Here is a 24862-nt window from a genome sequence, read left to right on the forward strand (position 1 = left end):
TCCCCTCATCAGCCTGCCAGCCGTGGCACGCTGATCATCCCGGCCCCTTGCCGGAGAGCGCGGCGACCAAGCCGTCAGCTACACCACTCCCTGGGACACGATCTTGCAAATGAAGCGGCCGCCTGAATCTAGTCTCTGCTAGTCTCGGTTGAGCGTGAGATTCAATACCAATTCTTGGCGGAGAATTTGCGATAGAGTTGCGTCAGGAGGTCACGCTGGCAGTTCCAACTCTGGTTTTAACCCAAAACGTCAATGAACTTTGGAAATTGGTTTTTTCCAGTGAGCTTGACCTTTATGTCGAGCTTGCTCGCCACGGCATTACTCCCGGGCCAGCCGAGCGAATAACGATCGATGACTTCCTGGCTTGGCGCCCTCGCGGTCCCTCCATAAGCAAGCGCTCAAAGCGCTGGTGGCTTGGCTCTGGCACTAGTTCGCAAATGCCGCCAGCACCTCCAATGGTGGGGTCTTGCGAAGGATACGTCGATCTCTTCCGTTCGATGGGAAGCGCTTCCACCGCATCACGGGCTGCGGCCAGCTCCCGCACGGGTTGCGCCGAGAAATCGCCGGTATGGTCAGTCTTTTCCCGGCCCACAGCGGTCAGTGTAAGGTTCTGCAAACAGGGGTCAGATTTTTCTCGGCTCTACGGAAGGATGTTTCGCGCCGCGCGCCGGCCGGCCCAGCTCATTTCCTATTTCCTACGTTTCGACCTGCCAGGCCAAGGCAGCTCGCCGTCAAGCTCGCGGAGGCCGTAGGTCTCCTCCTCCCATCGCTTCCGTTCAGCCGCCGGGGGCGGGAGATCTTCATCATCGAACCAGAGCAGCGTCAGGGTCTGATCCCAGGCGGCGAGGTGGCGGACGTCTTCGTAGAGAGAACCTTCACGCTCCCAGCCCTCGAACCACTGATCCGGCTCGGCTTCCTCGGGGCCTGCCGCCGCTGCCCCCGCCCGCACCCGGGCGCTGTAGGAGTCGCTTGGCAAATCCATTCCGAGGCGCACCCAAGCCTTGGCGCCTCGCAGGGATGTGGAACGCGAGCAGTAACGAACCTTGCCGCCCTCGGAGAGCACGAAGGCGCATAGTTCGCGCGAGAAGGTGGCGAAACGTGAGCCCGTCGACATCAAGGAAGCGTCGAATTCGTCGGCCAGGTCGCTGACTGCGGCGAAATTCATGTCAGCCGCATCGACTCTCGGCTTGAACAGCTTGAATGGAAGCAATAGCTCGGCCGCGAACACGTCGCAGGCGATCTCGCCGGGCGGCCTACGCGTGAAACTCCAGCTCGGCGACCTATGATCCGCCGCTATGCCGAGGGCCTCGTGAGCCACTTCGTGACAGATGCTAAAGCGCTGCCGACGGCTGTTGTGGGCGCAGTTCACGCAAATGCGGTACTTGCCGTTCGACAACCGCACCGACCATGCGTCCTCATGTTCCTGAAGCACTTCCTGCTTCACGGTACCTCCGACTTGCGCCGCGTAGGCGTTTACTGAGACCGGAAGCGCCAATGGACCGCTCTTGGCGATGAAGTCGCGTGCCTTCATCGCGACGGAGAGTTCATCCATCTTCGTCCTCGCTCATGAACCGGCGGATGCGGGCAAGGGAGGTCGCGTAGTCGGGGCGGGCGCCACGGTTCACGACGGTGGTAAGCATATGGAACTCTTCGAATGAAACTCGATCATCGGCCCTCGCGAACTCGGCAAGATCGGGGTCGACATTGGGGTGACTTGATAGAAACCGCAGGATCTTGACTTCCCGCTCGGACGGCGCCAGACCGCTGAGCAGCTTGTTCACCACCTCGTCGGACGGCGCTTCCTTCGCACCCGTCTCGAGGCGGTAGATGTAGGCGTGATCGACTTCGCTCCGCTGAGCCAACTCTCGCAGGCTAAGATCGCCGCGAAGCCCCTTCAGCCAAATTCCTAACGCAGACTCCGGCATCCGCCCTCCTTGACATTCGCCACACTATCTCCCATTCTGTTGTCCAGACAGACAACGCGCTCTGGGTTGGTCTCGTGCCGAACAGGGCGTTTTTGAGAGCCTAAGTGTTGTCTGTCCGGACAGCAAGATGCCATCCGGCAGAGCGAAACGCAAGCACCGCGAAGCGGAGAAAGTAGTAAAAATGTCAGTCAATGTCGCTGCGCACCTGGTGCGTATCCATGTCGACCGGGAGATTTTCGAGTCGCCCGACCCCACAACGGGCAAAGCGCTCTACGCGCTGGCCGAGATCCCGAACCACCGTGAGTTGTTCCGGGAGGTGCCGGGTGATCACGAGGACAAACTCGTACCGCGCGACGACACTGTGATCGACCTGAAGAAGGATGATCACTTCTACAGCCAGAAGGCTGTGACAGTTGGCATCAATGGCGAGCCCTTCGAAACCACTGAAACTCGTCTCTCGTTCGAGGAACTGGTGAAGATCGCGTTCCCCGTCCTGCCGACGGGAACGTGCATCGAATTCACAGTGACCTACCGTGATGGCCCCCCGTCGAACCCCAAAGGCACGCTCACGGCTGGCCACTCCGTGAAGATCAAAAACAGGATGAAGTTCGATGTCACGGCGACCGATCGATCGTAGCCCGCCGCTGAAGCGGCTTCGAGACGAGGGCTACAGCGTCGACGTGGTCACGGGATATCTCGTGATCCGTGACGTACCCTATGTTGACAGCAACCGGCAGGTAAAGCGCGGCGTGTTGTTCGCCCCATTGGAGGTGACCAACGACGTTGCGAAGCCGCCCAAGGATCACCAGACCAAGTGGTCCGGCGATCACCCTTGCAACGAGGACGGCAGCAAGATCCAGGGGCTTGGCGACAGCGACTTGGGTGACGGCCTGAAGATCGACGGGATGCCGGTGCGCTGGAACTTTTCCTGTAAGCCCAAGCCCGCCGACCGCTACGATGATTTCCATCAAAAGATGGCGCACTACGTGGCGAAAATCTCGGGCCCGGCACAGGTGATCGAGCCGGGTGTGACGGCGCAATCCTTCAAGCCTTACGCGCCCGACGAGGACGACAGCGTCTTTCTTTACGAGGACACGGCCAGTAGTCGCGCCGACATCGTGGCAATCGCGCTAAAGCTCAAGCCGCTGAAGGTTGGCATCGTCGGCCTGGGCGGCACGGGCTCCTACGTCCTGGATTATCTCGCCAAGACCCACGTCCGCGAAATCCACCTCTTCGACAACGACGGGTTCAACCAGCACAACGCCTTTCGGGCGCCGGGCGCGCCTTCAGGCGAAGAACTGGAGGAGGAGCTCTCCAAGGTCGAGTTTCACGCGCGTACCTACAGCAAAATGCGCCGCGGCATCGTCCCGCACAAGGTCAAGCTTACCCCTGAGAACCTTCACCTGCTGGAAGGCCTTGACTTCGTGTTCCTGTGCATGGAGGGGACCGGGAAGCGGCCGATCGTCCAAAAACTGGAGGCAATAAACATCCCGTTCGTAGATGTGGGCATGGGCCTGACGGTGCACAACGAGAGCCTGCGGGGCCAGATACGTACAACGACCAGCACGCCTACCAAGCGCGAGCACGTCCACAACGGGAAACGCATCGCGTTCATGACGACAGAAGAGGTCAACGAGTACGACAAAAACATTCAGGTGGTGGAACTCAACGCTCTGAATGCTGCCTTTGCAGTCATCAAGTTCAAGAAGCTTTTCGGTTTCTACGATGACGACACCCACGAACATTTCAGCATCTTCGTGCTCGCGGGCGCCGAGACGATCAACGAGGACAGCGAATGAAGAGACCCTACAAGATCCGACACGAGTTCGTGGAGTTCGTCCCGAGGGTCCGCGAGGCCGGTGTCCTCTATGTTTCGATCCCGTATGCAACCGCAGTCCATGATTGCTTCTGCGGTTGTGGCACCAAGGTGGTGACACCGATTAGCCCGGTAGGCTGGCAACTCACCTTTGACGGCGAGAGCGTCAGTCTCTCGCCGTCAGTCGGGAACTGGTCATTCGCCTGCCGGTCCCACTATTTCATCCGTATGGACACAGTGGTCTGGGCAGGCGACATGTCGGAGGACGAGATTGCGTGGGGCAGGATGCGCGACAAGGCGGCGCGCGAAGGTCACTTCGGTGGCCATGTCGAGCCGCTCGCTTCGCCGAAGGCCGAGGTCGCGAAAACCAAATCTAGAGGTTTCTGGTCGTGGCTGACCGGCGGTCGTTAACACGTGCCGCGCTTCGGGCCCGCGCAGATGCGAGTCTCATAGGCCTACGTCTGGGCCGGGACCTTGAGGCCGCTCTCATAGGTCGCGCTTTCCGTAGAGCATCCAACTCGGCTGACCTTTCAGAGTGGCACCTAGGCCCGAATCGCGTCAGGCGGAGGCCGTTTCCCAAGAGTGCACTGCGGTCTCCGGTGAAATTTCGAATTTTGGCAGAATAAAAAGGCCAGCAAGCGAGTTGATAGTCGGCCTCGTGCTGCTTACATCGTGCACTGCGAAGTAAGGGGGGTGGCGTGGTTTATTTCAACAAAATTGCCGGATGGATGGGTTTTCCTCACCTGAGCGTGTCTCTCGGGCTGACGTATTCGTTTACAATTGCCTATAAACTGAAAGACAGGACTGACGAGAAGTGGACCGCCTGGTTTATTCGATTCAAAGACAAGAATAATAAAGCCGAGTGGGGTGCGGCGACGGTTCTATACGATGCTGCTCCGACTCTCATCAAGCACTTAGGTATTGATCCCAAACGCGCCTCATTTATCCCCGCGCTTTCGTCCAAGGAAACGAAAGCCGACCCAAGCCGCTCAATACCGTGGATTACCAAGGAATGCGCAAAAACTGTGGGGGCGCAATATTCCGACAGCATCCTATCCAAGAATGTCCATCAGAAGATTCATACGATTTATTCCGCTGAGGGTCGCTCCGCTGAGCTGGATAAGGCTAAGTATCAGTCGGCAAAAATAGATGCGGACCATGTCTTCGTTTTCGATGACTTCATCACGCGAGGTGATACGCTGTCTCGCATCGCGCTAGCGGTGCTTGCCGCTAATCCGAAATGCAAGGTGTATGGGATTGCGCTCGCGAAAGCGGAGAGTGTTGCTTACTGCCCGAATCCCGAGAACGATCATGTTCCTGCTAGGTGGGATACGCTATGGGGGCAGGGCGAACGGGAGCACGACGCGAAGTTCAAGAAGGATTAGAGCAATGGCTTCATCGCCCGTGTCATCGACATCAGTAGCGCTAGTCGCTTTGATGAAGCTCAAAGGTCTCGGCCGGCGGGGGGCCTTGCGCATCGTTAATGGGCCTGTGCCTGACCGTGATGCGAAAGACGTTGTGGTGGACAGGGCGGCGCGGGCGAAGGTATCGGAAAGCGCACTGTTAGAGGCATGGGATCGAGCTCAGGACGAGTTGGAGAAAACGCTAAATAGCGATACGAAGTTTTTCTCATTCCATGACGAAGGGTACCCTCAGCGCCTTCGTAATATCCCAGATCCTCCTGCCGTCTTGTATGTAAGGGGAGCCGTGGCAGGACTCCACGCGACGAAGTGCCTTGCCGTCGTGGGGACGCGTGAGCCAACTCCTTATGGTGAAGCTGTTGCTAGGAAGTCGGCAGCGGCGGCAGCAAGCGAGGGCTTCACTATCGTGAGTGGCTTAGCACATGGCTGCGATACTCTTGGTCACGAAGGCTGCTTGGATGCCCACGGTGTGGGGGTCGCAGTGATGGCCCACGGCTTGGACAAAGTTTATCCCGCCGCCAATCGGGGACTGGCAACTCGCTTAATTGAAAACGGCGGCTGTTTGGTCAGCGAATATCCTCTTGGTGTCACTCCTATGCGGACAGCTTTTGCCGAGCGAGATCGCATCCAAAGTGGTCTCTCCGACGCAGTGCTAGTGGTGGAGACGGATGTGAAGGGTGGGACCATGCACACGGTGCGGTTCTGCCGAGAGCAGAAGCGTGCGCTGGCGTGCATTGATCATCCCGATAAGTGGAAGCACGAGGACAAGACGAAGGGCAATCAGATGATGATTGCTCAGCACTGGGCCCGCGCCATATCCGATGGGGTCGCCTTGACGCAGTTCTTGCTGCACGTCCAGCAGGTCGAACGCTCTCCAGCAAAAAGACCGGAGCGCGCATTGGACATCGATCCTCAAACTCGGTTGGGTTTCTGAGATGATTATTTTCGACTTCGATCAAACTCTCGTGGACACCTCCACAGTTGAGCACCTTCGCGCCGCTCGGGACTGGAAGGCGGTTATGGCCCAAGCCCCGAAACTGGCCGTCTACGGCGGAATTACCGAGTTGCTCATCGAGCTACATGCGGCTGGTCACACATTGGCTATCGTTACAAAAAGCCCCGACATGGTGCCGAAGGCCTTCATAAAGGCACATGCCTGGCCGATAGATATTGTGGTCGGCTATCATCACGTGAAAAACCGAAAGCCGCACCCGGAGGGTCTTTTGCTTGCGATGTCAAAAGCGGGAGGAAAACCTCACAATACTTATCATGTCGGCGATCAGCCTCAGGATACCGAGGCTTCGCGTGGAGCCAACGTCGCCGCGTTGGGCTCGGCATGGGGCTGCCTCGACGTGGCAGGTTTGGAAGCCTCGAAACCAGACGCTATTTTCTCGTCTGTCGGCGAACTGCGCGACTACCTCAAAAAGAAGCTCGACCTGAAATAACCCGCTCAGTCGAAGGTGTCCCCGGAGTCGGTGACAGGGCTCTCCTGCATGACCGTGATCGACGATCCGTCGCTTCCACCGTTCGCGTGATGTCGCGCGGTCTACTTCGGGCAGACGTCGCGGCGCTGCCAATCCGGCTCCTCCATCGACGTTCAGGGGGGCATCTCGAAGGCCGGCGACGAGGACGTGCGGCGGGCGCTCTGCGAGACGGCGTTGGGCCAGAGACGCGCTTCAACGGCTCCGACAAGGTCAAAAGCTGGGGCCAGGGATCGCCGAACGCTCATTTCACTGCAAGGCCTGCGTCAAGTTGACCGTGATCATGCACGCAGTCTATGGACCGGCCGCGCGGTGCAAGGGAATTCGAAACGGGTGGTCGAGTACGGTCCGCGCCAATCTATCCTTCCTCTCACTGGAGCCTATGCTCCGGGCGATCATGGTAATCCGCTCACACCCGATCTTCCTATTTGGCAGTCGCAAAACTCGAAACGGTCACGCTAGAGACTTTGTACGACGGGCGCGAAAGCGGCTGGTCCTCTGACGAGTTTGCCTATCTCAATATAGGTTAATATATGAGGATCACCCATATAGGAACCTATATGGGGTAAGGTTTGATATAGTGGCATATATTGACACCCGTCATATAGGAGCCTATATCAGGCTAGCTCATACAGAGATCGTATACGCCATGAAGATCAGAACAGCTCGGGACATTGGTATCCTGATCAAGGAGGCCCGCACCCGTCGCGGCCTGTCCCAGGCTGCCTTGGCCAAGATAATCAACACCACGCAGACGTGGGTGTCGTGGATCGAGAACGGCAAGCCCAGCGCCGAGATCGGTAACGTGCTGCTGGCGCTGACTACGCTTGGTGTGGAGCTGGACTTTCAAATCCCGCCGGCGCCGACGTCAGCTGCTGATCATCATCATAATGCCGATGAACGGCATGTCGACGATGACGACGACGAGATTCCCTACAAGCTCTAGGTGACGATGATCATGGTGAACCCGATCGACACCCTCGACGTCCATATCGCTGGCAGACCGGTTGGGTGGCTCCACCACCTGCAGGGCGGCAAGCTTTCGTTCTCCTATCAAGAGGCATGGATGGAGGGCCGGGTGGCGATCCCGCTTTCCCTGTCCATGCCGACGATCACCAGGACCTACGAGGGCAAGGTCGTCGAGGCATTCCTCTGGGGTCTGCTGCCGGATAATGAGCAGACCCTCGCCAGATGGGCGCAGAGGTTCCAGGTCTCCGCCCGAAACCCGTTTGCCCTGCTCAAGAATGTCGGCCGCGACTGCGCCGGCGCCGTCCAGTTCCTTCCGCGTGGCCACCAGGTTTCCCGCGGCGAGAACGTGGAGTTGCTCACGGAGGCGCAGATTGGCGACCGCCTGCGCGACCTCCGCAAGGATGGTGCGGCGACCCGGCGAATCGGCGATCCTGGTCAGTTCAGTCTCGCTGGTGCGCAGGCAAAGACGGCGTTCCATTTCGACAAGGGCAGCAATCGCTGGGGGATCCCTCTAGGCGACACGCCCACGACACACATCTTCAAGCCGCCTTTGCCGCACTTGCACGGGCATACCGAGAACGAGCATTTCTGCCTGCAGCTTGCATGCAAGCTCGGCATGGACGCTGCACACAGCCAGGTTCTCGACTTCGCAGGCGAAAAGGCGATCGTTCTCGAGCGCTACGACCGCCGCAACATCGACGGCAAGACCATCCGCATCCATCAGGAGGACATGTGCCAGGCCCTATCGGTGATGCCGACGCTAAAGTACGAGAACCAGGGTGGGCCAGGTATCACGGCGATCTCCAAAAAGGTGCTGGCGGCCTCCATGGAACCCGTCCAAGACCGTCAGACCTTCATGGCCGCGAACGTCTTCAACTGGATCATCGCCGGCACGGACGCGCATGCAAAGAACTATTCGATGCTGCTGGGTGCCCAGGGCGAGGCCCGCCTAGCTCCGCTCTACGACATCTCCTCCATTCTGCCGCACCTCGGCGAGGGAGAGATCCAGGCTGAGATGCGCGACCTTAAACTGGCGATGAAGATCGACAGAGCCTACCCGATCGAGGAGATCATGCCGCGCCACTGGCGTCGCTGTGCGTCCTCAGCAAAGGTTGGCGGCGAGTACACAATGCGGACGATCCGCCATCAGCTCGCGGTGATACCGGACATGTCATCGGAATGCGCGCAAGAGCTTCGCCAGGAGGGGATCATCCATGAGATCGTTGGTCGCCTCGTCGACGCGATCACGACGCGCATCCAGGGCTTGTCCCGGATCTATGGAGAGGAAGCCGCCGCGGAGCCCGTGTAGGTTGTGGAGGTGAAAGTCGGGCGGGGATAGCGGATCCACGGACTAATGTCGGCGAAACGGACGGACCGCACACTGCCCATGGCATTCTCGCTCTGATAGGCCCGGGCCGGGTAGGTGCCCGGTTTCGGAACCGGCCATCGGCATCTTGAATGACGGGAATGGGGTCGGTTGCAGAACGGCAGCTTCCCGCCGAATGTGGTCAACTTTCTCTCCAGGAAATCTGACAATGCGGGCCTACGATTTGGCGTCGAGTTGTGGCTTTTTTTAACGGTCAGTATGATTTCCGGCGGTTGGAGATCTGTTTCGGCGTTTGATCAACGGCCGCTGTTGGGTTCAAAGTGGATGGTCGCGTTGGTGTGTGGACAGCAGGCTTGCGGCGTCCCTCGATTGAGATCACCCGCAGGTTTTTGCTCTTGAGTTCATCCAGGTAATCGGCCCACCACTGCATCATCTTGACGCGCTCCTCCCAGTGCTCTGCCCGGGCGTAGGCGCGCCGAACGTCGTTGTTCTCAATGTGGGCCAGCTGCCGCTCTATGGCGTCCGGATGCCACTTGCCGCATTCGTTCAGCAGAGTTGATGCCGTTGCTCGAAAACCATGCGCGGTAGCTTCATCCTTGCTGTAACCCATACGACGCAGTGAGGCGTTAAGCGTATTGTCGGAAATCGGACGCGAAGCCGACCGAACACTAGGAAACAGCAGCGATCCATCACCAGAGATTTCTCTCAGTGAAGTCAGGACGCTGATCGCTTGCTTTGATAGGGGTACGCGGTGCGGCCGTCGCATTTTCATGCGTGCTTCAGGGATCGTCCACACCGAGCTTTCAAAATCGAACTCTTCCCATTCAGCGGCGCGAAGCTCGCCGGGGCGGGGAAACAGCAGCGCTATCAGCTTTAGACCGGCTCGGGTTGTAGGCTGTCCATCAAATGCATCGATCCCCCTCAGCAAACCGCCCAAGGCCTTCGGATCGGTAATCGCGGCGCGAGACGTTACCTTCGGACTGATGAGTGCGCCTCTGAGGGCGAAGGTCGGATCTGTCTCGGCGCGTGCGGTCGCGATTGCGTATCGAAACACGCTGCCGACGGTGGAGCGCAGTCGCCTGGCCGACTCGTATCGACCGCGAACCTCGACTCGACGGAGGGCGGTAAGGATGATAGCCGGATCGATCTTCCGAATGCACTTATCGCCGATTATCGGATAGGCAAAGTCGAGCAGCCATTTCACCTTGCTGATCGTCCGGACGGCACGTCCCTCCTTCTTCAGCTTGTCAACATATTCGTCCGCGATTGAGCGAAAGGAGTCCTTTGCCGAATCGGCCTTCCGCAAGCTGCGTTCCTTTCCAGGGTCGACGCCAGCTAGCAGGAGCCTTTTAGCATCATCGCGCGCCTCCCGTGCCTCAGCGAGAGAGATAAGCGGATAGCTCCCCAGCGCGAGCAGTTTCTGCTTGCCGTCAAAGCGGTAGGCGAGCCGCCAGAGGCGAGAGCCCGTGGGCTGTACCCATAGCTGCAGCCCGCCCCCGTCAGACAATTTCACGAGTTTGGAAGCAGGGCGGGCGTTTCGACATTTCACGTCGGATAGGGCCATTCGTCAGGTCTCCCTTGGCTGTTTCGATACCATCAGGATGTCGAATACCAACGGAAATACCATCCCCCCGCCTCGTTGGACCAAATGCGCCCGAAGCGCTCTCTGTCCCGCTTAATTGCGCAATGCGACGGAAAAAGATCAACAATCCCAGTGGCTTGCAGAAGCGGCAGCGTAGAAGGTTCGGCTTAACGGAGTGTCGGGAGAAGAGGGGATGGTGCCCAGAGGCGGATTCGAACCACCGACACGCGGATTTTCAGTCCGCTGCTCTACCAACTGAGCTATCTGGGCCTCGCCGGCAAACGAGACATCGCCTGACCGGATTTCAGGAAAGCGCCGTGGGGCACCCCTTGAAAGCGCGTGGGTTATAGCACGGGAATCCGGCCTGTCCAGCGCCTAAGCGCTGATTTTCCGGGGCAATTGTCGCAGACAATACCGACGCCGGCAAAGCAGCAATCGCGTAAGGTCGGCGAAGTGGAATTGCGCGGCCGGCACCGCCCAAACCCTACTTCGGCTCGTCGCTCTCGTCCTCGTCATCCCGCGCGGTGATCACATAGGCGCCCTTCAGCCAGCGGTTGAGGTCGATGTCCTTGCAGCGCTTCGAGCAGAACGGATAAGTCTCGCGCGCCGACGGCTTGCCGCATTCGGGGCAGGGGCGCTTCGGGCGCAGTGGTGTGACCTTATCGTCCAGGCTCATGGCCGCGCGGTATGCCAGCTGGTGTGGACCTTGAAGCCTTCGCCCGAAAGCAGCGCCACCGTCTCGTAGAGCGGCAGGCCGACGATGTTGGTGTAGGAGCCGACCAGCTTGACGACGAACGACCCGGCGAGACCCTGGACGGCATAGCCGCCGGCCTTGCCGCGCCATTCGCCGGAGGCGACATAGGCGTCGATCTCCTCGCGCGGAAGCCGCTTGAAGCGTACCCTGGATTCAACCAGCCTTTGGCGCAGCTTGCCGCCCGGCGTAATCAGGCAGATGCCGGAATAGACCCGGTGCGAACGGCCCGAAAGCAGTCCAAGGCAATTGGCGGCGTCGTCCAGCGTCTCGGCCTTGGGCAGGATGCGGCGTCCGACCGCGACCACCGTATCGGCGGCCAGCACGAAACTTGGCGCATAGTCTTCCTCGCTTTTCAGCGAGGCCAGCGCCTTCTCGGCCTTTTCCTTCGACAGCCGCTTGGCCAGCGAGCGCGGATGTTCGGCGCGCAGCGGCGTTTCGTCGACATCGGCTGGCAGCACGCGGTCCGGCTCGATGCCGGCCTGTTGCAACAGTTCGATCCGGCGCGGCGAACCAGAGGCAAGCACGAGCTTCTGCAGGATGCTCATCGCGGTTCGCGCGGGACTGTTACTTGAAACGGTAGGTGATGCGGCCCTTGGTCAGGTCATAGGGCGTCATCTCGACCAGGACCTTGTCGCCGGTCAGCACACGGATGCGGTTCTTGCGCATGCGGCCAGCCGTATGGGCGATGATCTCGTGTTCGTTTTCGAGCTTCACCCGGAACATCGCGTTGGGCAACAATTCCGTCACGACACCCGGAAACTCGAGGACTTCTTCCTTCGGCATTCGATACCTTTGCTTGGATTGCAGTTCCGGCGCCCTGGAGCGCCCAGGCCGGAATTTCGGCGGAACCTATATGATAATCGTGCGCTTGTGAACACGCTTAGATCGCGTCATATGCGACGCGCTCCAAGCTTTCGTTTTATGCATGTCGTTGTCTCAAAACCGGGACCGCTTTTGAGCGACATGCATCAATCCGCCGCGTTTTTTACCTCCGGAAGCAGAAAACGTCGGCTGATGCGCGCTTTCAGCCGTTCTCTCACGTCGCGATAGCTGGCCATGATCTGCTCGCGCCTGCCGCCGACATCGGTCGGATCCGGCATCGGCCAGTATTCGACGTCGACGGCAAGCGAGCGGGTGAGTTCGAGCGCGGCGTGGTGGGCTTCCGGCGCCAGGGTGACGATCAGGTCGAAATAATCGTCCTCGAGATCGTCCATCGAGCGCGGCTGGCGCTCGCCCAGCGTCAGGCCTTCTTCGGCCAGCACCGCGTCGACGAACGGATCGCGCTCGCCCCTGTGCACGCCGGCAGAGGCGACGAAAGTGGCCGGCGGCAGCATGCGCCGCGCCAGCTGCTCGGCCATCGGTGAGCGCACGGCGTTCATGCCGCACAAAAACAGGATCGAGCGGGGCGCCCCAGTCAGGTCTAACCCCGCCAGTGCAGCACGCAGACCAGCGTGAACAGCCGCCGCGCCGTGTCGAAGTCGATGTCGATCTTGCCGGCCAGCCGGTCCATCAACGTCTGCGAGCCTTCATTGTGCAGGCCGCGCCGGCCCATGTCGATCGCCTCGATATGGCTCGGCGTCGAGGAGCGGATGGCGTCGTAATAGCTTTCGCAGATCAGGTAGTAGTCCTTGACGATGCGCCTGAGCGGCGTCAGCGACAGGATATGGGTGACGACATCAGCACCATCCTCTCGGGCGACCGCAAACACCAGCCGGGATTCGGCCAGCGACAGCTTCAGCCGATAAGGCCCGGCGCCGTCATCATTGACCGGCTGAAAGCTGTTCTCCTCGATCAGGTCGAAGATCGCCACCGCGCGCTCATGTTCGACATCGGGCGTCGAACGGCCGATCGACTCGTCGAGCTCGACATCGATCAGCCTTGCGCGGGTTTGATCGCCGTCCGCCATCGCCGCCTACATGTTCAGCCGGATGGCGACGGAGCGGCCATGCGCGTCGAGGCCTTCCGCCTTGGCCAGCGCAATCGCCGCCGGCGCAAGTGCTCTCAGCTGCTCCGGCCCGAGCTTCAGGATCGAGGTGCGCTTGACGAAATCGAGCACCGACAGGCCCGAAGAGAAGCGCGCCGAACGCGCCGTCGGCAGCACGTGGTTGGAGCCGCCGACATAGTCGCCGATGACTTCGGGCGTATGGCGTCCCAGAAACACAGCACCCGCATTGCGCATCCTGGCCAGGAAGCCTTCGGCATCGTCGATAGCAAGCTCGACATGTTCCGCGGCGATGCGGTCGACCAGCGGCAGCGAGGCCTCGATGGTCTCCACCAGGATCACCGCACCGAAATCGCGCCAGCTGGCAGCCGCCGTCTCGGCGCGCGGCATGCTCTGCAGCTGCCGCTCGACCGCCTGTTCGACGGCCTTGCCGAAGGCCGGATCGTCGGTGATCAGGATCGACTGCGCCGACACGTCATGCTCGGCCTGCGCCAGAAGATCAGCGGCGATCCAGTCGGGATCGTTGCTGCCGTCGGCCACCACCAGCACTTCAGACGGTCCGGCGATCATGTCGATGCCGACCGTGCCGAAAACCTGGCGCTTGGCGGCGGCGACATAGGCATTGCCGGGCCCGACGATCTTGGCGACCGGCCGGATCGTTTCGGTGCCATAGGCAAGGGCGGCAATCGCCTGCGCGCCGCCGACGCGGTAAATCTCTGAAACGCCTGATATATCGGCGGCCACCAGCACCAGCGGATTGATGATGCCGCCCGGCGCCGGCACGACGATGACGATGCGCTCGACGCCCGCCACCCTGGCCGGCACGGCGTTCATCAGCACCGAGCTTGGATAGCTTGCCGTGCCGCCCGGCACATAGAGCCCGACCGCCTCGATCGCCGTCCAGCGCGAACCCAACTCGACCCCGGCGGCATCGGTATAGCGATCGTCCTTGGGCATTTGTCGCTCGTGATGGGATCGGATGCGGTCACGGGCAAATTTCAGCGCCTCGACCGTCTGCGGATCGGCGTCTTTGTAGGCCTGCGCGATGTCGTCCTTCGACACGGCGATGCCGAGGCTATTGAGGTCGGCCTTGTCGAATTTCAGCGTGTAGTCGACCAGGGCAGCGTCGCCCTCGGCACGAACCCGCGCAATGATGGCGCGCACGGCAGTGTCGACGTCCTCCGATACCTCCCGCTTGGTGGTCAGGAAGGCGGCGAAACGCTGCGCGAAACCGGCATCGGACTGGATAAGCGTAATGGCCATCGGCTGCGTCTAGATCATGGTGAGATTTGGTTGAAATCTCATCATGATCTAGCCCTTTGTTGGAGCGTGATCTCTGGACAAACGATTCCCGTTTTGTCCAACAAAAACCGGCACCCACTTTTTGGGATCATGCTCTAGACCCTATGCACCGGACGCGAGGTGGCTTCCCAGGCGCCGCCTATGTCGGCAAGCCGTGCCTCGATGCATTCGACGTCGAGCATGATCGCGCCGCCGCCGGAAAAGACCAACTCGACGATGCCGGCCGGCTTGCTGATTTCGATAAAGCTGATTGCCAGAAGCGACAGCACCTCGGCCGGCCGATCGCGGGCAATGCCGCTGGTCTTGGCGCCGAGCACGCGGTCGAAATGCAACACCGCCTGGCGCCGCTCATTGTGCTTGCTGAACAGTCCGGATTTCGCCTCCCAGACGAAGCGGTTCATGGTCAATATGAAACGCTTGGCCGAAGGCAGGTATTCGAGGTCGGAGACCTTCATTACGGCGTCCTGGACGTGAGCCGAGACGATGCTCAGATCCTGATCGTCGAGCGCAATGAGTTTGAGGGCTGCCATGCCGAATGCACACCTGAAAGTTGGTTTCAGCCTTCTGTTAGGCGGTCTTTCCGGTCCGTGCAACCGCGACACAAATTCAACCCGAGGCTAGCGCCTCGGGTTTGAAGTGTTGGCGGTGAATGAAGGCAGCACCAGACGCCTGTCTGTCTGAAGCAACTGCCGTGCGGTTAAGCTGAAATCCGCTCGATCACCGCGCCGCAATTGGAGAGCTTTTCTTCCAGCCGCTCAAAACCGCGGTCGAGGTGGTAGACGCGGTTGACCGTCGTTTCGCCTTCGGCCGCCAGACCGGCGATGACCAGCGACACCGAGGCGCGCAGATCGGTCGCCATCACGGGTGCGCCCTTCAGCTTGGCGACGCCGTCGACGATCGCCGTTTGGCCGGACAGCGTGATGTGGGCGCCGAGCCGGGCCAGTTCCTGCACATGCATGAAGCGGTTTTCGAAGATGGTCTCGGTGATGCGCGACTTGCCCTTGGCCATGGTCATCAGGCCCATGAACTGCGCCTGCAGATCGGTCGGGAAGGCCGGAAAGGGCGCCGTCATGACGTCGACCGGCGAAATGCCGGCGCCGTTGCGCCGGACGCGAATGCCGGAATTGGTCGGCGTGATCTCGGTACCGGTCTGGGCAATCACATCCAACGCGGTCTGCAGCAGCTCGGGGCGGGCGCCTTCGAGCACGACATCACCGCCGGTCATGGCCACCGCCATGGCATAGGTGCCGGTCTCGATGCGGTCGGGGATGACGCGCACGCGCGCGCCCGACAGCGACTCGACGCCATCGATGGTGATAACAGGCGTGCCGGCGCCGGAAATTTTGGCGCCCATGGCGTTGAGGCATTCGGCGAGGTTGACGATTTCGGGCTCGCAGGCGGCGTTTTCCAGCACCGTCTCGCCCTTGGCGAGCGCTGCCGCCATCATCAGCACATGGGTGGCGCCGACGGAGACCTTCGGGAACACATAGCGATTGCCGACGAGGCGGCCATTCCTGGTCTTTGCCAGCACATAGCCGGTGTCGACATCGATGTCGGCGCCCAGCACCTGCAGACCTTCAAGGAACAGATCGACCGGCCGCGTGCCGATGGCGCAACCGCCGGGGAGCGACACTTTCGCCTCGCCCATGCGGGCCAGCAGCGGGCCGATCACCCAGAACGACGCCCGCATCTTCGACACCAGCTCGTAAGGCGCGGTCGTATCGACGATGTTGCGGGCCGAGAAATTGATGGTGCGCGAATAGCCCTCATTCTGCTTCTCGCGGCGGCCGTTGACCGAATAGTCGACGCCGTGATTGCCGAGAATGCGGATCAGCTGCTCTACATCGGCCAGATGCGGCACGTTTTCCAGCGTCAGCGTGTCGTCGGTGAGCAGCGAGGCGATCATCAGCGGCAAAGCGGCGTTTTTCGCGCCCGAAATCGGAATGCTTCCGGCGAGCTTATTGCCGCCGACAATTCTGATGCGATCCATGAGAGAATGTCCCCTCGGCCCGAAAGGCCGGTTTTCGTCAGTTTGCGTATCGGCCCGTCTAGACCATTGGCCGGCTTGGTTCAAGATTCCTGAGCCCGTTGGCCAAGTTGGCCGGCCAGTGTGGCCGATATCGGTCAGTCCTTGTGCATTTTTTCAGCAGCCGCCAGGCCTTCCGGGCGCTGGTCAGCGTCACCGGTGCGCCGCGAACGCGCTTGCGTCTTGCGCTTCATGAGATTGGCGCGCAACTGCTCGGCCAGACGGTCCTTGCGGTTAGTCCCGTCCTTTTTTGCCGGATCAGCCTTTTTCGGTGGAATTGTCTTGTCGTCCATCGTTCCGTCCCGCCCGCGACTGGCAGGGCCTGCCGTTCAAGGGATAGCTAGCATTGTGGCGCCGCCATGTCAGCGAAACTTGTCTGGCAAAGCCTTTCACAGACGCCTTGCGCTTGCCGGTTCTATATGGCAGAAGCCCCGCCATCAGCGGCTGCGGTAGCTCAGTGGTAGAGCACTCCCTTGGTAAGGGAGAGGTCGAGAGTTCAATCCTCTCTCGCAGCACCAGTTCATTCCTTCGATTTTAAAAAGATGCGTCGCGAAGTCGGGGTCTCGTTGCGGACCAAAAAAGCCGGCTGACGCAAAAGTGCCAATCCCGCGCATCCAACCGTGGCCCCCTCGCCCGGAAACATTGAGAGAAAGAGGCTCTACGGGCCGGACGACTGCTCAACAAGTCCGGACCTGTCAACTCATGAACAGGCCGGACTGGCCGTATCCGGCATGCTGAACACTACCGCTCGCACGCTGAAAGCCAGCCGCCTCGTACGCATGACAAGAACACAGCTCGCCCAAGGACTTGCCATCGGCCGGCCATCATGATGCCATCTCGCTTGCGGAAGATAGCGTCGGGTTTGGGGTAGAGAATGCTCTTTGGGCGAACAGCAGGTGCGACAGGGCGCATGTGCGCGGCACTTGCCGCGGCACTGGTGTGCCTATGCGCGTTTGGCCCCGCTTTGGCTGAAGAGCCGAAGGCGCTGAAAGGCGTCGCGCTCATCATCGGTCAGTCCGACTACCAGCATGTCGGCAAACTGCCCAATCCGGAAAACGACGCCCGCGCCATCGAGGAGATGTTCGACAGGCTCGGCTTCGAGACAAATGTCGCCACCAATCGCGACGCACGCAAATTGCGGCGCGATCTCGAAGGCTTCGTCGACGATGCCGAGGGCGCCGATGTCGCCATCATCTACTATTCCGGCCACGGCATCGAAGCCGGCGGCGAGAATTATCTGGTCCCTGTCGATGCCGATATCTCGGCGCTCGACAATGCCGGCGAAAAGCTGGTGCCGCTGTCGTCCATCGTCGCCGAACTGAAGGCCAAGGTGCCGGTCACCATCGTTCTGCTGGACGCCTGCCGCAACGATCCGTTCCCGCCGGGCACGCTCTTGAAGCTGGCGCCGGGCGACGAAGGCAAGCCGATCGGCGCCGGCGGTCTCGGCGAAACGCGCGGCGTGGTTTCCCTGAAAGGTGGCGCCGAGGCCAAGGGCTCGGTCGACGACAGCCTCGGCCAGGTCATCGCCTTTGCCGCCGAGCCCGGCAAGGTTGCGCTGGACGGTCCGGCCGATGGCAACAGCCCCTATGCGGCGGCGATCCTGCGCCACATCGACACGATGGGCGGCGAGGAATTCGGCACCGTTCTGCGCATGATCGGCGAGGAGGTCTATCTCAAGACCAACGGCCAGCAGCGGCCCTGGGTCAATGAGAGCCTGCGGCGGCTGCTCTATTTCGGTACCCCCGCCGAGGCGCCGAAAGGCGACGAGGGGGAAATCCTAAGGGAGCGGCGCCAGCTCCTGCTGACCATCTCGACGCTACCCGATCCGGAGCGCCGCCAGATCGAAACCATAGCGCGTGACGGCAAGGTGCCGATGGATGGGCTCTACGCCATGCTGAAGGCGCTCGGGGTCGACATACCCAAGGATCCGGCCGAACTCGACAAATTGCTGCGCGGCCAGACCGAACGGCTGAAACACGTGTTGGCTGAACGCGAGACTTTGAAAAACCCGGACCCCGAAATTGCCAGGCTATCGAAACTCGCCGAACAGGCGGTTCAGGAAGGCGCGCTCGAAGCGGCGCAGAAATTCAACGAGCAGGCCAAGGCCCGCATCGGCGAACTTTCGTCTACGGTCGACCAGGCCGAGGCCGAGCTGAAGGCAAAGCGGCTGGAATTCGCAAAGGTCTTCGCCAGCAGTGCCAGGACTTATGAAATCTCCTTCAACTTCAAGGAGGCGGCGCAGGATTACGCCAAGGCCTTCGAGCAGGCTGCCAAATGGAGCGACGAAGACGCGTTCTACTACAAGGCGGCAGAGGCCAACGCTCTGTCGGAACAAGGGGACTTCTCCGGCGACAATGCGTATCTCGCCCAGGCCCTGACAGCCTATGAACAGGCATTGACCTATGTCACCCGCGAAAAGTTGCCGCTGCTTTGGGCGGCCACCCAGAACAATATGGGCGCCACGCTTGCTACGTTGGGCGAACGGGAAGCCGGCCGCGAAAACCTCGACAAGGCAGCTGCCGCCTATGAGCAGGCGCTGACCGTCTATACGCATGACGCCTACCCTGACGACTGGGCATCGACCTATGGCAATCTGGGCACGGTCTACTGGCGGCTCGGCCAGCGCGAGAACGGGACGGCACTGCTTGAGCGGGCAGTCGCGGCCTTCCGCTCGGCGCTCGAGGTACAGTCGTCGAAAAAACTGCCGCTGGAATGGGCGGCGACGCAGAACAATGTCGGCATCGTGCTGTCCGAGATCGGCGAACGCCAGACCACATCGGACAGTTTTCGCGCCGCAATCGAAGCGCATCGTGCGGCGCTGACCGAATACAGCAGGGAGCGCGTACCGCTCGACTGGGCGCTGAGCCAGGTCAATCTGGGGGCCGCGCTCTACCGCCTCGGTGAGCGCGAAAAGGATATCGCGACCATGCAGCAGGCGGTTGCTGCCTATCAGGCGGCGACCGGCGAAATGACCAGGGAACGCGCGCCGGCGCAATGGGCGACAATCCAGAATAATCTGAGCACGGCGCTGGAATCGATCGGAACCATTAACGGCGATGTCGCCACGCTTGAGCAGGCGCGCGACGCCGCCCTTGCATCGCTTACGGTTTGGACGCGCGAGCACGCCGCGGCGAGCTGGGCCAACGGCCAGCTGACGCTCGGCAACGCCTTGCAGCGCCTCGGCGCCAAGCAGAAGAACAAGGAACTGCTGCTGCTGGCAGCCACCGCGTACCAGGCCGCTCTGTCCGAATATGCGCGTGAGAAACTGCCGCTCGACTGGGCTTCGCTGCAGCAGAATCTGGGATCGGTCAACGACACGCTCGGCGATCTCGATACGGGAACCGATTACTACATTCAGGCGGTGACCGCGTATCGTAAGGCATGGGAGGTCTATACCGCAACCGCCGCGCCGGGCGAGTTCGCTTCGATTGGCTACAGCCTTGCAGGCACGCTATCGAACTGGGGCGAACGCGCGGGGGACATCTCGACCCTGCGGCAGGCGATCGATGTCTACGGTCAGGTGCTCAGGGTTCGCACCCGCGACAAGGACCCAGCCAATTGGGCCAAGACGGAATTCCGCCTCGGCTGCGCGTTGATGATGTCAGGCAAGCTGGCCTCTGACGATCAACTGCTGCAGCAATCGGTCAACGCGCTGCGGGCGGCGCTCGACGGGCAGACGAAAGGCGGTGATGTCACGGAGATCGGCCAGACGCGGCGCGTGCTCGGCCAGACCCTGTCGATCCTGGGCGACAATACATCCAACCTGGACTTGCTGGCGCAAGCAGCCGACATGCTGGAAGCCGCGCTCCCCGCCTACTCCAAGGACGCCGACCCGGAGGAGTGGGCCAATATCAATTACGACCTCGGCTTTGCCCTCTACAGCCAGGGCCGGATTGGTGGCGACGCCACGTTCTACGCCAAGGCCGTGGAGAGCTTCGAGACGGCAGCGCGGATCTACGACGGTTTTCCCAACCGCATGCAATGGGCGCGCACCAAGGGCGATATCGGCAATGCCTTGCTGATGGCCGCGGACGGCAAGGACGTCGAGTTGCTCACCCGCGCGATTGCCGCCTATGACGCAGCGCTCAGCGTGGTAACGCGCGAGAATGCGCTGGCTGTCTGGGAGAACAATCAGAACAATCTCGCCGGCGGGCTGTCGAGTCTTGGTTACTGGGCGAACGATGTCGGCAAGCTGAAACGAGCCGCTCAGATCTACCGCGACCTCGCCACGGTGCGAACGATCGCCCGCGATCCCGATCTCTGGATCACCAACCAGACCAGTCTCGCGCAGACGCTGAGCATGATCGCGGCCCGCGAGCCTTCGGCTGAATTGTACGAGGAGACGATTGTCGTCAACCGGGCGCTTGCCGAGCAGCTCGGTCGCGACCGCGATCCCGAACGTTGGGCCAATGCGCGCAACGAGATGGGCTATGCCTTGACCATGGCCGGCCGCGCCGAAAACAATGTCGCGCATTTCGAGGAGGCGGTGTTGGTCCTGCGCGAGGCGATCGTGGCGCAAAAGAAGATCAATTCGGTGCCGGCTGTCGCCTTCACGCAGGACAGCCTGTGCGACGTGCTGGTTGATCTGGGCGCCGCCCACAAGGACAAGGCGATGGCACAGGAAGCGATCGCCGCATGCCAGGACGCGCTCGTCATCTTCCGTGACAAGAAGATGGACGATCTCGCCGCCGGTTCCGAAAAGAACCTCGCCGAGGCACAGGCGTTGCTGGCCGAGTTGCATTAATCCGAGCCCGCGCTCCCGGATGCGGGCGAATGGTGGGCACGCCAGCGTTCACGCTGTTGTGCAAGCAGATGTCACCGGCTCGCCATGGCATGACAGAGATGCGATGTGGCAGTATCGGCTTGTGCGCCGGTCGCCACCCGTCATTCAGGGCGACAGGTAATCATATTCCGTTGGAGCGCCAGATGACCCTATTCACCCGCCGCGGGCTTCTGAAAACGGCTGCGGTTGCCGGCGGTGGCGGCGTCGGGCTGGCAGCAATGACCAGGCTCAGCGGTTGGGCAGCTGTCACACCTGAGCCGGTGGTGCTCAAGACGGCAAAGATCCAGGCCAGGTTCATGGATGCGGGCGAGACCCGGGATGTCCTGACGTATGGTGAATCAGGCATGCCGCCTGTACTGCGGATGAAAAAAGGCGAGCCCTTTGCCGCGCGTCTCGTCAACGCCATCGACGACCCGACGACCATCCATTGGCACGGCATTCGCGTTCCAAACAAGATGGACGGTGTTCCCTTCCTGGTTCAGCCCTACGTCTACACCGGCGATCATTTCGACTACGCCTTCACCCCGCCCGACGCCGGCACGTTCTGGTATCACCCGCATTGCAACACGCTGGAGCAGATGGGCCACGGCCTGACGGGCGTGATCGTGGTCGAAAACCCGGGCGATCCGAAATTCGATGCGGAGGCAATCGTCAATCTGCGCGACTGGCGCCTCGGCGACGACGCGCAGTTCATCCAGCAATTCCGGCCGCGCGATGCCGCAAAAACCGGAACCTATGGCACGGTGCGCACCGCCAACTGGCTCGACCAGCCGCAATTCGACGCGCCGGCCGGCGGGTTGGTGCGGCTGCGGGTCGCCATCACCGATGTCACCCGCATCTGCGCGTTTCGCGTCGAGGGTGCGGAGGCCGCGGTCATCGCGCTCGACGGCAATCCGGTGCCGCAGCGTTTTGCGCCCGATGCCTTGCTGCTCGGACCGGGGCAGCGCATGGAGCTCGCCATCCGCATGCCTGACCAGGAGGGCGCGATCGTCAGCCTGGGCGACATCAGGGGCACCAAACCCAAGGTCCTCGCCACCTTGCGCGCCACCGGCAGCTCGCTCAAGCGCGACCTGCGCGACCTCGCACCGCTGGAAGCCAACCCGGTGCCGGAGGTGGATCTCGCCAGCGCGAAACACATCGCGCTCTCGCTCAGCGCCACGGCGGAAAACGTGCCGAGCGACAGCATATGCGGCACGCTAGGCTACTCCTTCTGGGCCATCAACAAGGTACCGTGGCCGGGCGACACGCCGGACCCGACCGCGCCTTTGGCCGAGCTGAAGCTCGGCAAAAGCTATGTCATCGACATGGAGAATTTGACGCCGCAATCGCATCCGATGCATATGCACGGCATGAGCTTCAAGGTGCTGTCGTCGTCGACACGCCAGGTTCAGCCGGTCATCTCCGACACCTATCTCATGCAGCCCAACGAGAAGGTTCAGCTCGGTTTCGTCGCGGACAATCCCGGCGACTGGCTGCTGCACTGCCACATCATCGAACATCAGAAAACCGGCATGACGAGCTATATCAGGGTGGTTTGACGCCGAGGCGGGTCAATCAGCCTCTACTGGGGTTGGCCTCACCTGCCGGGCCTGTTGCCGGAGAAATTGCCGCCGTCCGCTGGTTTCGTTGGCAAAGCGGGGCCGTTCCCTGCTATTCCCGCCTGCAATCAAGAAGCCGTGGACACGCTTGCATGACCAATGTCGCCCTGACCGGACTGGCCCGCGATCTCGCCAGGCGCGCCGCCGAGGGCCGCCCGGTGCGCATCGGCGTCATCGGCTCCGGCGAAATGGGCACCGACCTGGTCACGCAAGGCATGCTGATGCCCGGTATCGAGATCTGCGCCATCTCGACGCGGCGTCCGCACACGGCGCGCGACGCCATCCGCATCGCCTATGGCGACGAGGCGATGGCGGTCGAGGCCGACATGGGTTCGAAAGTCACCGCGGCGATCGAGGCCGGGAAAATCGCCATCACCTCGAACGAGATGCTGGTCACCAATCCGCTGATCGACGTCGTGATCGACGCCACCGGCAAGCCTGGTGTCGCCGCCGATTTCGACTTGAAGGCGATGGAGCACGGCAAGCACCTGGTGATGATGAATGTCGAGGCCGACGTCACGATCGGCTGCTACCTCAAGCAGCAGGCAGACCGGCTCGGCGTCGTCTATTCGGTCGGCGCCGGCGACGAGCCGTCGAGCTGCATGGAGCTGATCGAGTTTGCCTCCGCGCTCGGCTACACCATCGTCTCGGCTGGCAAGGGCAAGAACAACCCGCTCAACCACGATGCCGTTCCGGATGACTATCGCGAGGAAGCCCTTCGCCGCAACATGAACCCGCGCATGCTGGTCGAGTTCGTCGACGGCTCGAAAACCATGGTCGAGATGTGCGCCATCGCCAACGCCACCGGGCTGGTGCCCGATGTGCCGGGCATGCACGGGCCCAAGGCCGACCGCGACCAGCTGGCCAAGGTGCTGATACCGCGCGCCGATGGCGGCATCCTGTCGAAGAAGGGTGTTGTCGACTACACGATCGGCAAGGGTGTGGCGCCGGGCGTCTTCGTCATCGTCGAGGCGACGCATCCGCGCATCGTCGAGCGCATGGACGATCTGCATATCGGCCACGGCCCCTATTACAGCTTCTTCCGGCCCTACCATCTGACCTCGCTGGAAGTGCCGCTGACGGCAGCGCGTATCATGCTCTACGGCCGCCCCGACATGGTGCCGCTGCCGAAGCCGGTGGCCGAGGTCTGCGCGGTCGCCAAGCGCGATCTCGCCACGGGCGAGACCTTCGATGCCATCGGCGAGACTTGCTACCGCTCCTGGACCATGACCGTCGAAGAGGCGCGCGCCAATCTGGCAGTGCCGGTCGGCCTGCTCGAAGGCGGCAAGGTGCTGAAGCCGGTCAGGAAGGGCGAGCTCATCACCACCGACAACGCCACACCCGACCGCACGACCAGGCTGTTCGCTTTGCGCAAGCTGCAGGATGAGATGCTGTACGGGAGCTGAGATTGGATGACAGGCCAGTCGGGCTGGCCTTGTCATGACAACTCCCTATGTTGTAGTGGCACCGAACGGAGGCTCAGGATGAATCTCCAGATCAGAGACCCGCGCGCCCGTGACCTCGCCCGGCAGCTTGCCGAAAAGCGAAAGATTTCAATGACCGAGGCGGTGATCGAGGCGCTCGAATCCGAGCTTCAGCGCGAACGTGAACGAGTTCCGCTGGCTGAGCGGCTGGCCGCCATATCGAACGATCTGAAGGCCAAGGCGGGAAGCGGCGGCAGGGATTTGACTAAGGATGAGATCGACGAGATGTGGGGACATTCCTGATGTTCATCGACACCTCGGTGGTGATCGCTGTCCTCGCCGGAGAGGAAGACGCCGCCGATTGGAGCCGCCGGATCGGGCAGGCCTCGATACGGATAACATCTCCGCTGGTCGTGCTCGAAGCGGCGATGCGGCTTTCATCGAAGTTGGTGGTGGAGCCGCTCTTCGCCGAAAAGGCGATAGAGGACTTCCTAGCGTGAGGCCGAGATCGA

General features: G+C 61.3%; 25 protein-coding genes, 2 tRNA genes and 1 pseudogene. 15 read left to right on the forward strand and 13 right to left on the reverse strand.

The window, feature by feature from the left end:
• Positions 1-688: 688 nt before the first annotated feature.
• Both NKJ57_RS25990 and NKJ57_RS25995 read right to left on the reverse strand, forming a co-directional pair.
• A complete protein-coding gene (locus NKJ57_RS25990; RefSeq protein WP_031214820.1) occupies positions 689-1552 on the reverse strand; it encodes an ImmA/IrrE family metallo-endopeptidase in 864 nt (287 codons plus the stop codon).
• Complete coding sequence (locus tag NKJ57_RS25995; RefSeq protein ID WP_023669270.1) at positions 1545-1925, reverse strand: helix-turn-helix domain-containing protein; 381 nt, start codon at positions 1923-1925, stop codon at positions 1545-1547. Before NKJ57_RS25995 ends, NKJ57_RS25990 begins: the two co-directional genes overlap by 8 nt.
• A gap of 127 nt (positions 1926-2052) precedes the next feature.
• Here NKJ57_RS25995 and NKJ57_RS26000 point away from each other — a divergent pair, with 127 nt between their 5' ends.
• The 9 genes and pseudogenes from NKJ57_RS26000 (at position 2053) to NKJ57_RS26040 (ending at position 8921) form a co-directional block, all read left to right on the forward strand.
• Complete coding sequence (locus NKJ57_RS26000) at positions 2053-2562, forward strand: multiubiquitin domain-containing protein (RefSeq protein ID WP_023746229.1); 510 nt, start codon at positions 2053-2055, stop codon at positions 2560-2562.
• Positions 2537-3724 carry a ThiF family adenylyltransferase gene (locus NKJ57_RS26005; protein ID WP_023746230.1) on the forward strand — a complete coding sequence of 396 codons (1188 nt, stop codon included), beginning with the start codon at positions 2537-2539 and terminating at the stop codon, positions 3722-3724. The genes NKJ57_RS26000 and NKJ57_RS26005 overlap by 26 nt, the downstream gene beginning before the upstream one ends.
• Positions 3721-4152, forward strand: a complete 432-nt coding sequence (locus NKJ57_RS26010) for a ubiquitination-like system serine protease family protein (protein ID WP_023669273.1) — start codon at positions 3721-3723, stop codon at positions 4150-4152. Before NKJ57_RS26005 ends, NKJ57_RS26010 begins: the two co-directional genes overlap by 4 nt.
• A 287-nt stretch (positions 4153-4439) precedes the next feature.
• The gene (locus NKJ57_RS26015; protein WP_198022479.1) at positions 4440-5126 is read left to right on the forward strand and encodes a phosphoribosyltransferase; all 687 of its coding nucleotides are present in this window, start codon (positions 4440-4442) and stop codon (positions 5124-5126) included.
• Positions 5127-5211: 85 nt separating this feature from the next.
• Complete coding sequence (locus NKJ57_RS26020; RefSeq protein ID WP_198022480.1) at positions 5212-6096, forward strand: DNA-processing protein DprA; 885 nt, start codon at positions 5212-5214, stop codon at positions 6094-6096.
• Between the two features lies 1 nt (position 6097).
• On the forward strand, positions 6098-6607 hold the full coding sequence (locus tag NKJ57_RS26025; protein WP_023669276.1) for an HAD family hydrolase: 510 nt from the start codon (positions 6098-6100) through the stop codon (positions 6605-6607).
• A gap of 30 nt (positions 6608-6637) precedes the next feature.
• Positions 6638-6941 (forward strand): annotated as a pseudogene (locus NKJ57_RS30925) (transposase); the annotation flags it as partial.
• A 351-nt stretch (positions 6942-7292) separates the two neighbouring features.
• Positions 7293-7589, forward strand: a complete 297-nt coding sequence (locus tag NKJ57_RS26035; protein WP_023669277.1) for a helix-turn-helix domain-containing protein — start codon at positions 7293-7295, stop codon at positions 7587-7589.
• 12 nt (positions 7590-7601) lie between these two features.
• Positions 7602-8921, forward strand: coding sequence for a type II toxin-antitoxin system HipA family toxin (locus tag NKJ57_RS26040; RefSeq protein WP_023669278.1), 1320 nt, complete (start codon positions 7602-7604; stop codon positions 8919-8921).
• Between the two features lie 271 nt (positions 8922-9192).
• On the opposite strand, the gene NKJ57_RS26045 is transcribed toward NKJ57_RS26040, so the two are convergent.
• From NKJ57_RS26045 to NKJ57_RS26095, 11 genes are all read right to left on the reverse strand, one after another.
• On the reverse strand, positions 9193-10503 hold the full coding sequence (locus NKJ57_RS26045; protein ID WP_023746231.1) for a tyrosine-type recombinase/integrase: 1311 nt from the start codon (positions 10501-10503) through the stop codon (positions 9193-9195).
• Positions 10504-10715: 212 nt separating this feature from the next.
• A tRNA-Phe gene (locus NKJ57_RS26050) sits at positions 10716-10791 on the reverse strand.
• A gap of 214 nt (positions 10792-11005) precedes the next feature.
• Entirely contained in the window at positions 11006-11197 is a 192-nt protein-coding gene (yacG, locus tag NKJ57_RS26055) for a DNA gyrase inhibitor YacG (RefSeq protein ID WP_023669280.1), read from the reverse strand.
• Positions 11194-11820, reverse strand: a complete 627-nt coding sequence (locus tag NKJ57_RS26060) for a Maf-like protein (RefSeq protein ID WP_023681911.1) — start codon at positions 11818-11820, stop codon at positions 11194-11196. The genes yacG and NKJ57_RS26060 overlap by 4 nt, the downstream gene beginning before the upstream one ends.
• A gap of 19 nt (positions 11821-11839) precedes the next feature.
• Positions 11840-12058: a translation initiation factor IF-1 gene (gene infA / locus NKJ57_RS26065; RefSeq protein ID WP_006200926.1), complete on the reverse strand. Its 219-nt coding sequence runs from the start codon at positions 12056-12058 to the stop codon at positions 11840-11842.
• A gap of 185 nt (positions 12059-12243) precedes the next feature.
• Positions 12244-12708, reverse strand: coding sequence for an arsenate-mycothiol transferase ArsC (locus NKJ57_RS26070; RefSeq protein WP_081725519.1), 465 nt, complete (start codon positions 12706-12708; stop codon positions 12244-12246).
• Entirely contained in the window at positions 12696-13181 is a 486-nt protein-coding gene (locus NKJ57_RS26075; RefSeq protein ID WP_023669283.1) for a UPF0262 family protein, read from the reverse strand. The genes NKJ57_RS26070 and NKJ57_RS26075 overlap by 13 nt, the downstream gene beginning before the upstream one ends.
• 6 nt (positions 13182-13187) lie before the next feature.
• Positions 13188-14480, reverse strand: a complete 1293-nt coding sequence (gene hisD, locus NKJ57_RS26080; RefSeq protein ID WP_352513177.1) for a histidinol dehydrogenase — start codon at positions 14478-14480, stop codon at positions 13188-13190.
• A 134-nt stretch (positions 14481-14614) separates the two neighbouring features.
• Positions 14615-15049, reverse strand: a complete 435-nt coding sequence (locus NKJ57_RS26085) for a DUF2948 family protein (RefSeq protein ID WP_023681909.1) — start codon at positions 15047-15049, stop codon at positions 14615-14617.
• 167 nt (positions 15050-15216) lie between these two features.
• Positions 15217-16509 (reverse strand): UDP-N-acetylglucosamine 1-carboxyvinyltransferase, encoded by a 1293-nt coding sequence (gene murA, locus NKJ57_RS26090; protein ID WP_352513176.1) that lies wholly within the window; start codon positions 16507-16509, stop codon positions 15217-15219.
• Positions 16510-16643: 134 nt separating this feature from the next.
• On the reverse strand, positions 16644-16838 hold the full coding sequence (locus tag NKJ57_RS26095) for a hypothetical protein (RefSeq protein ID WP_023729050.1): 195 nt from the start codon (positions 16836-16838) through the stop codon (positions 16644-16646).
• 150 nt (positions 16839-16988) lie between these two features.
• Here NKJ57_RS26095 and NKJ57_RS26100 point away from each other — a divergent pair.
• The 6 genes from NKJ57_RS26100 to NKJ57_RS26125 all read left to right on the forward strand — a co-directional run bounded on the left by NKJ57_RS26100 (position 16989) and on the right by NKJ57_RS26125 (position 24850).
• A tRNA-Thr gene (locus NKJ57_RS26100) sits at positions 16989-17063 on the forward strand.
• A gap of 392 nt (positions 17064-17455) precedes the next feature.
• Entirely contained in the window at positions 17456-21289 is a 3834-nt protein-coding gene (locus NKJ57_RS26105) for a caspase family protein (protein ID WP_352513174.1), read from the forward strand.
• Positions 21290-21471: 182 nt separating this feature from the next.
• Entirely contained in the window at positions 21472-22866 is a 1395-nt protein-coding gene (locus NKJ57_RS26110; RefSeq protein WP_352513172.1) for a multicopper oxidase family protein, read from the forward strand.
• Between the two features lie 152 nt (positions 22867-23018).
• Entirely contained in the window at positions 23019-24332 is a 1314-nt protein-coding gene (locus NKJ57_RS26115; RefSeq protein WP_023834060.1) for an NAD(P)H-dependent oxidoreductase, read from the forward strand.
• A 78-nt stretch (positions 24333-24410) separates the two neighbouring features.
• The gene (locus NKJ57_RS26120) at positions 24411-24653 is read left to right on the forward strand and encodes a type II toxin-antitoxin system VapB family antitoxin (RefSeq protein ID WP_023669292.1); all 243 of its coding nucleotides are present in this window, start codon (positions 24411-24413) and stop codon (positions 24651-24653) included.
• Positions 24653-24850, forward strand: a complete 198-nt coding sequence (locus tag NKJ57_RS26125) for a PIN domain-containing protein (RefSeq protein WP_352513171.1) — start codon at positions 24653-24655, stop codon at positions 24848-24850. The genes NKJ57_RS26120 and NKJ57_RS26125 overlap by 1 nt, the downstream gene beginning before the upstream one ends.
• The last annotated feature ends 12 nt before the right edge of the window (positions 24851-24862 follow it).

This window comes from Mesorhizobium sp. M0077, from assembly GCF_040322955.1.
Taxonomy (GTDB): domain Bacteria; phylum Pseudomonadota; class Alphaproteobacteria; order Rhizobiales; family Rhizobiaceae; genus Mesorhizobium.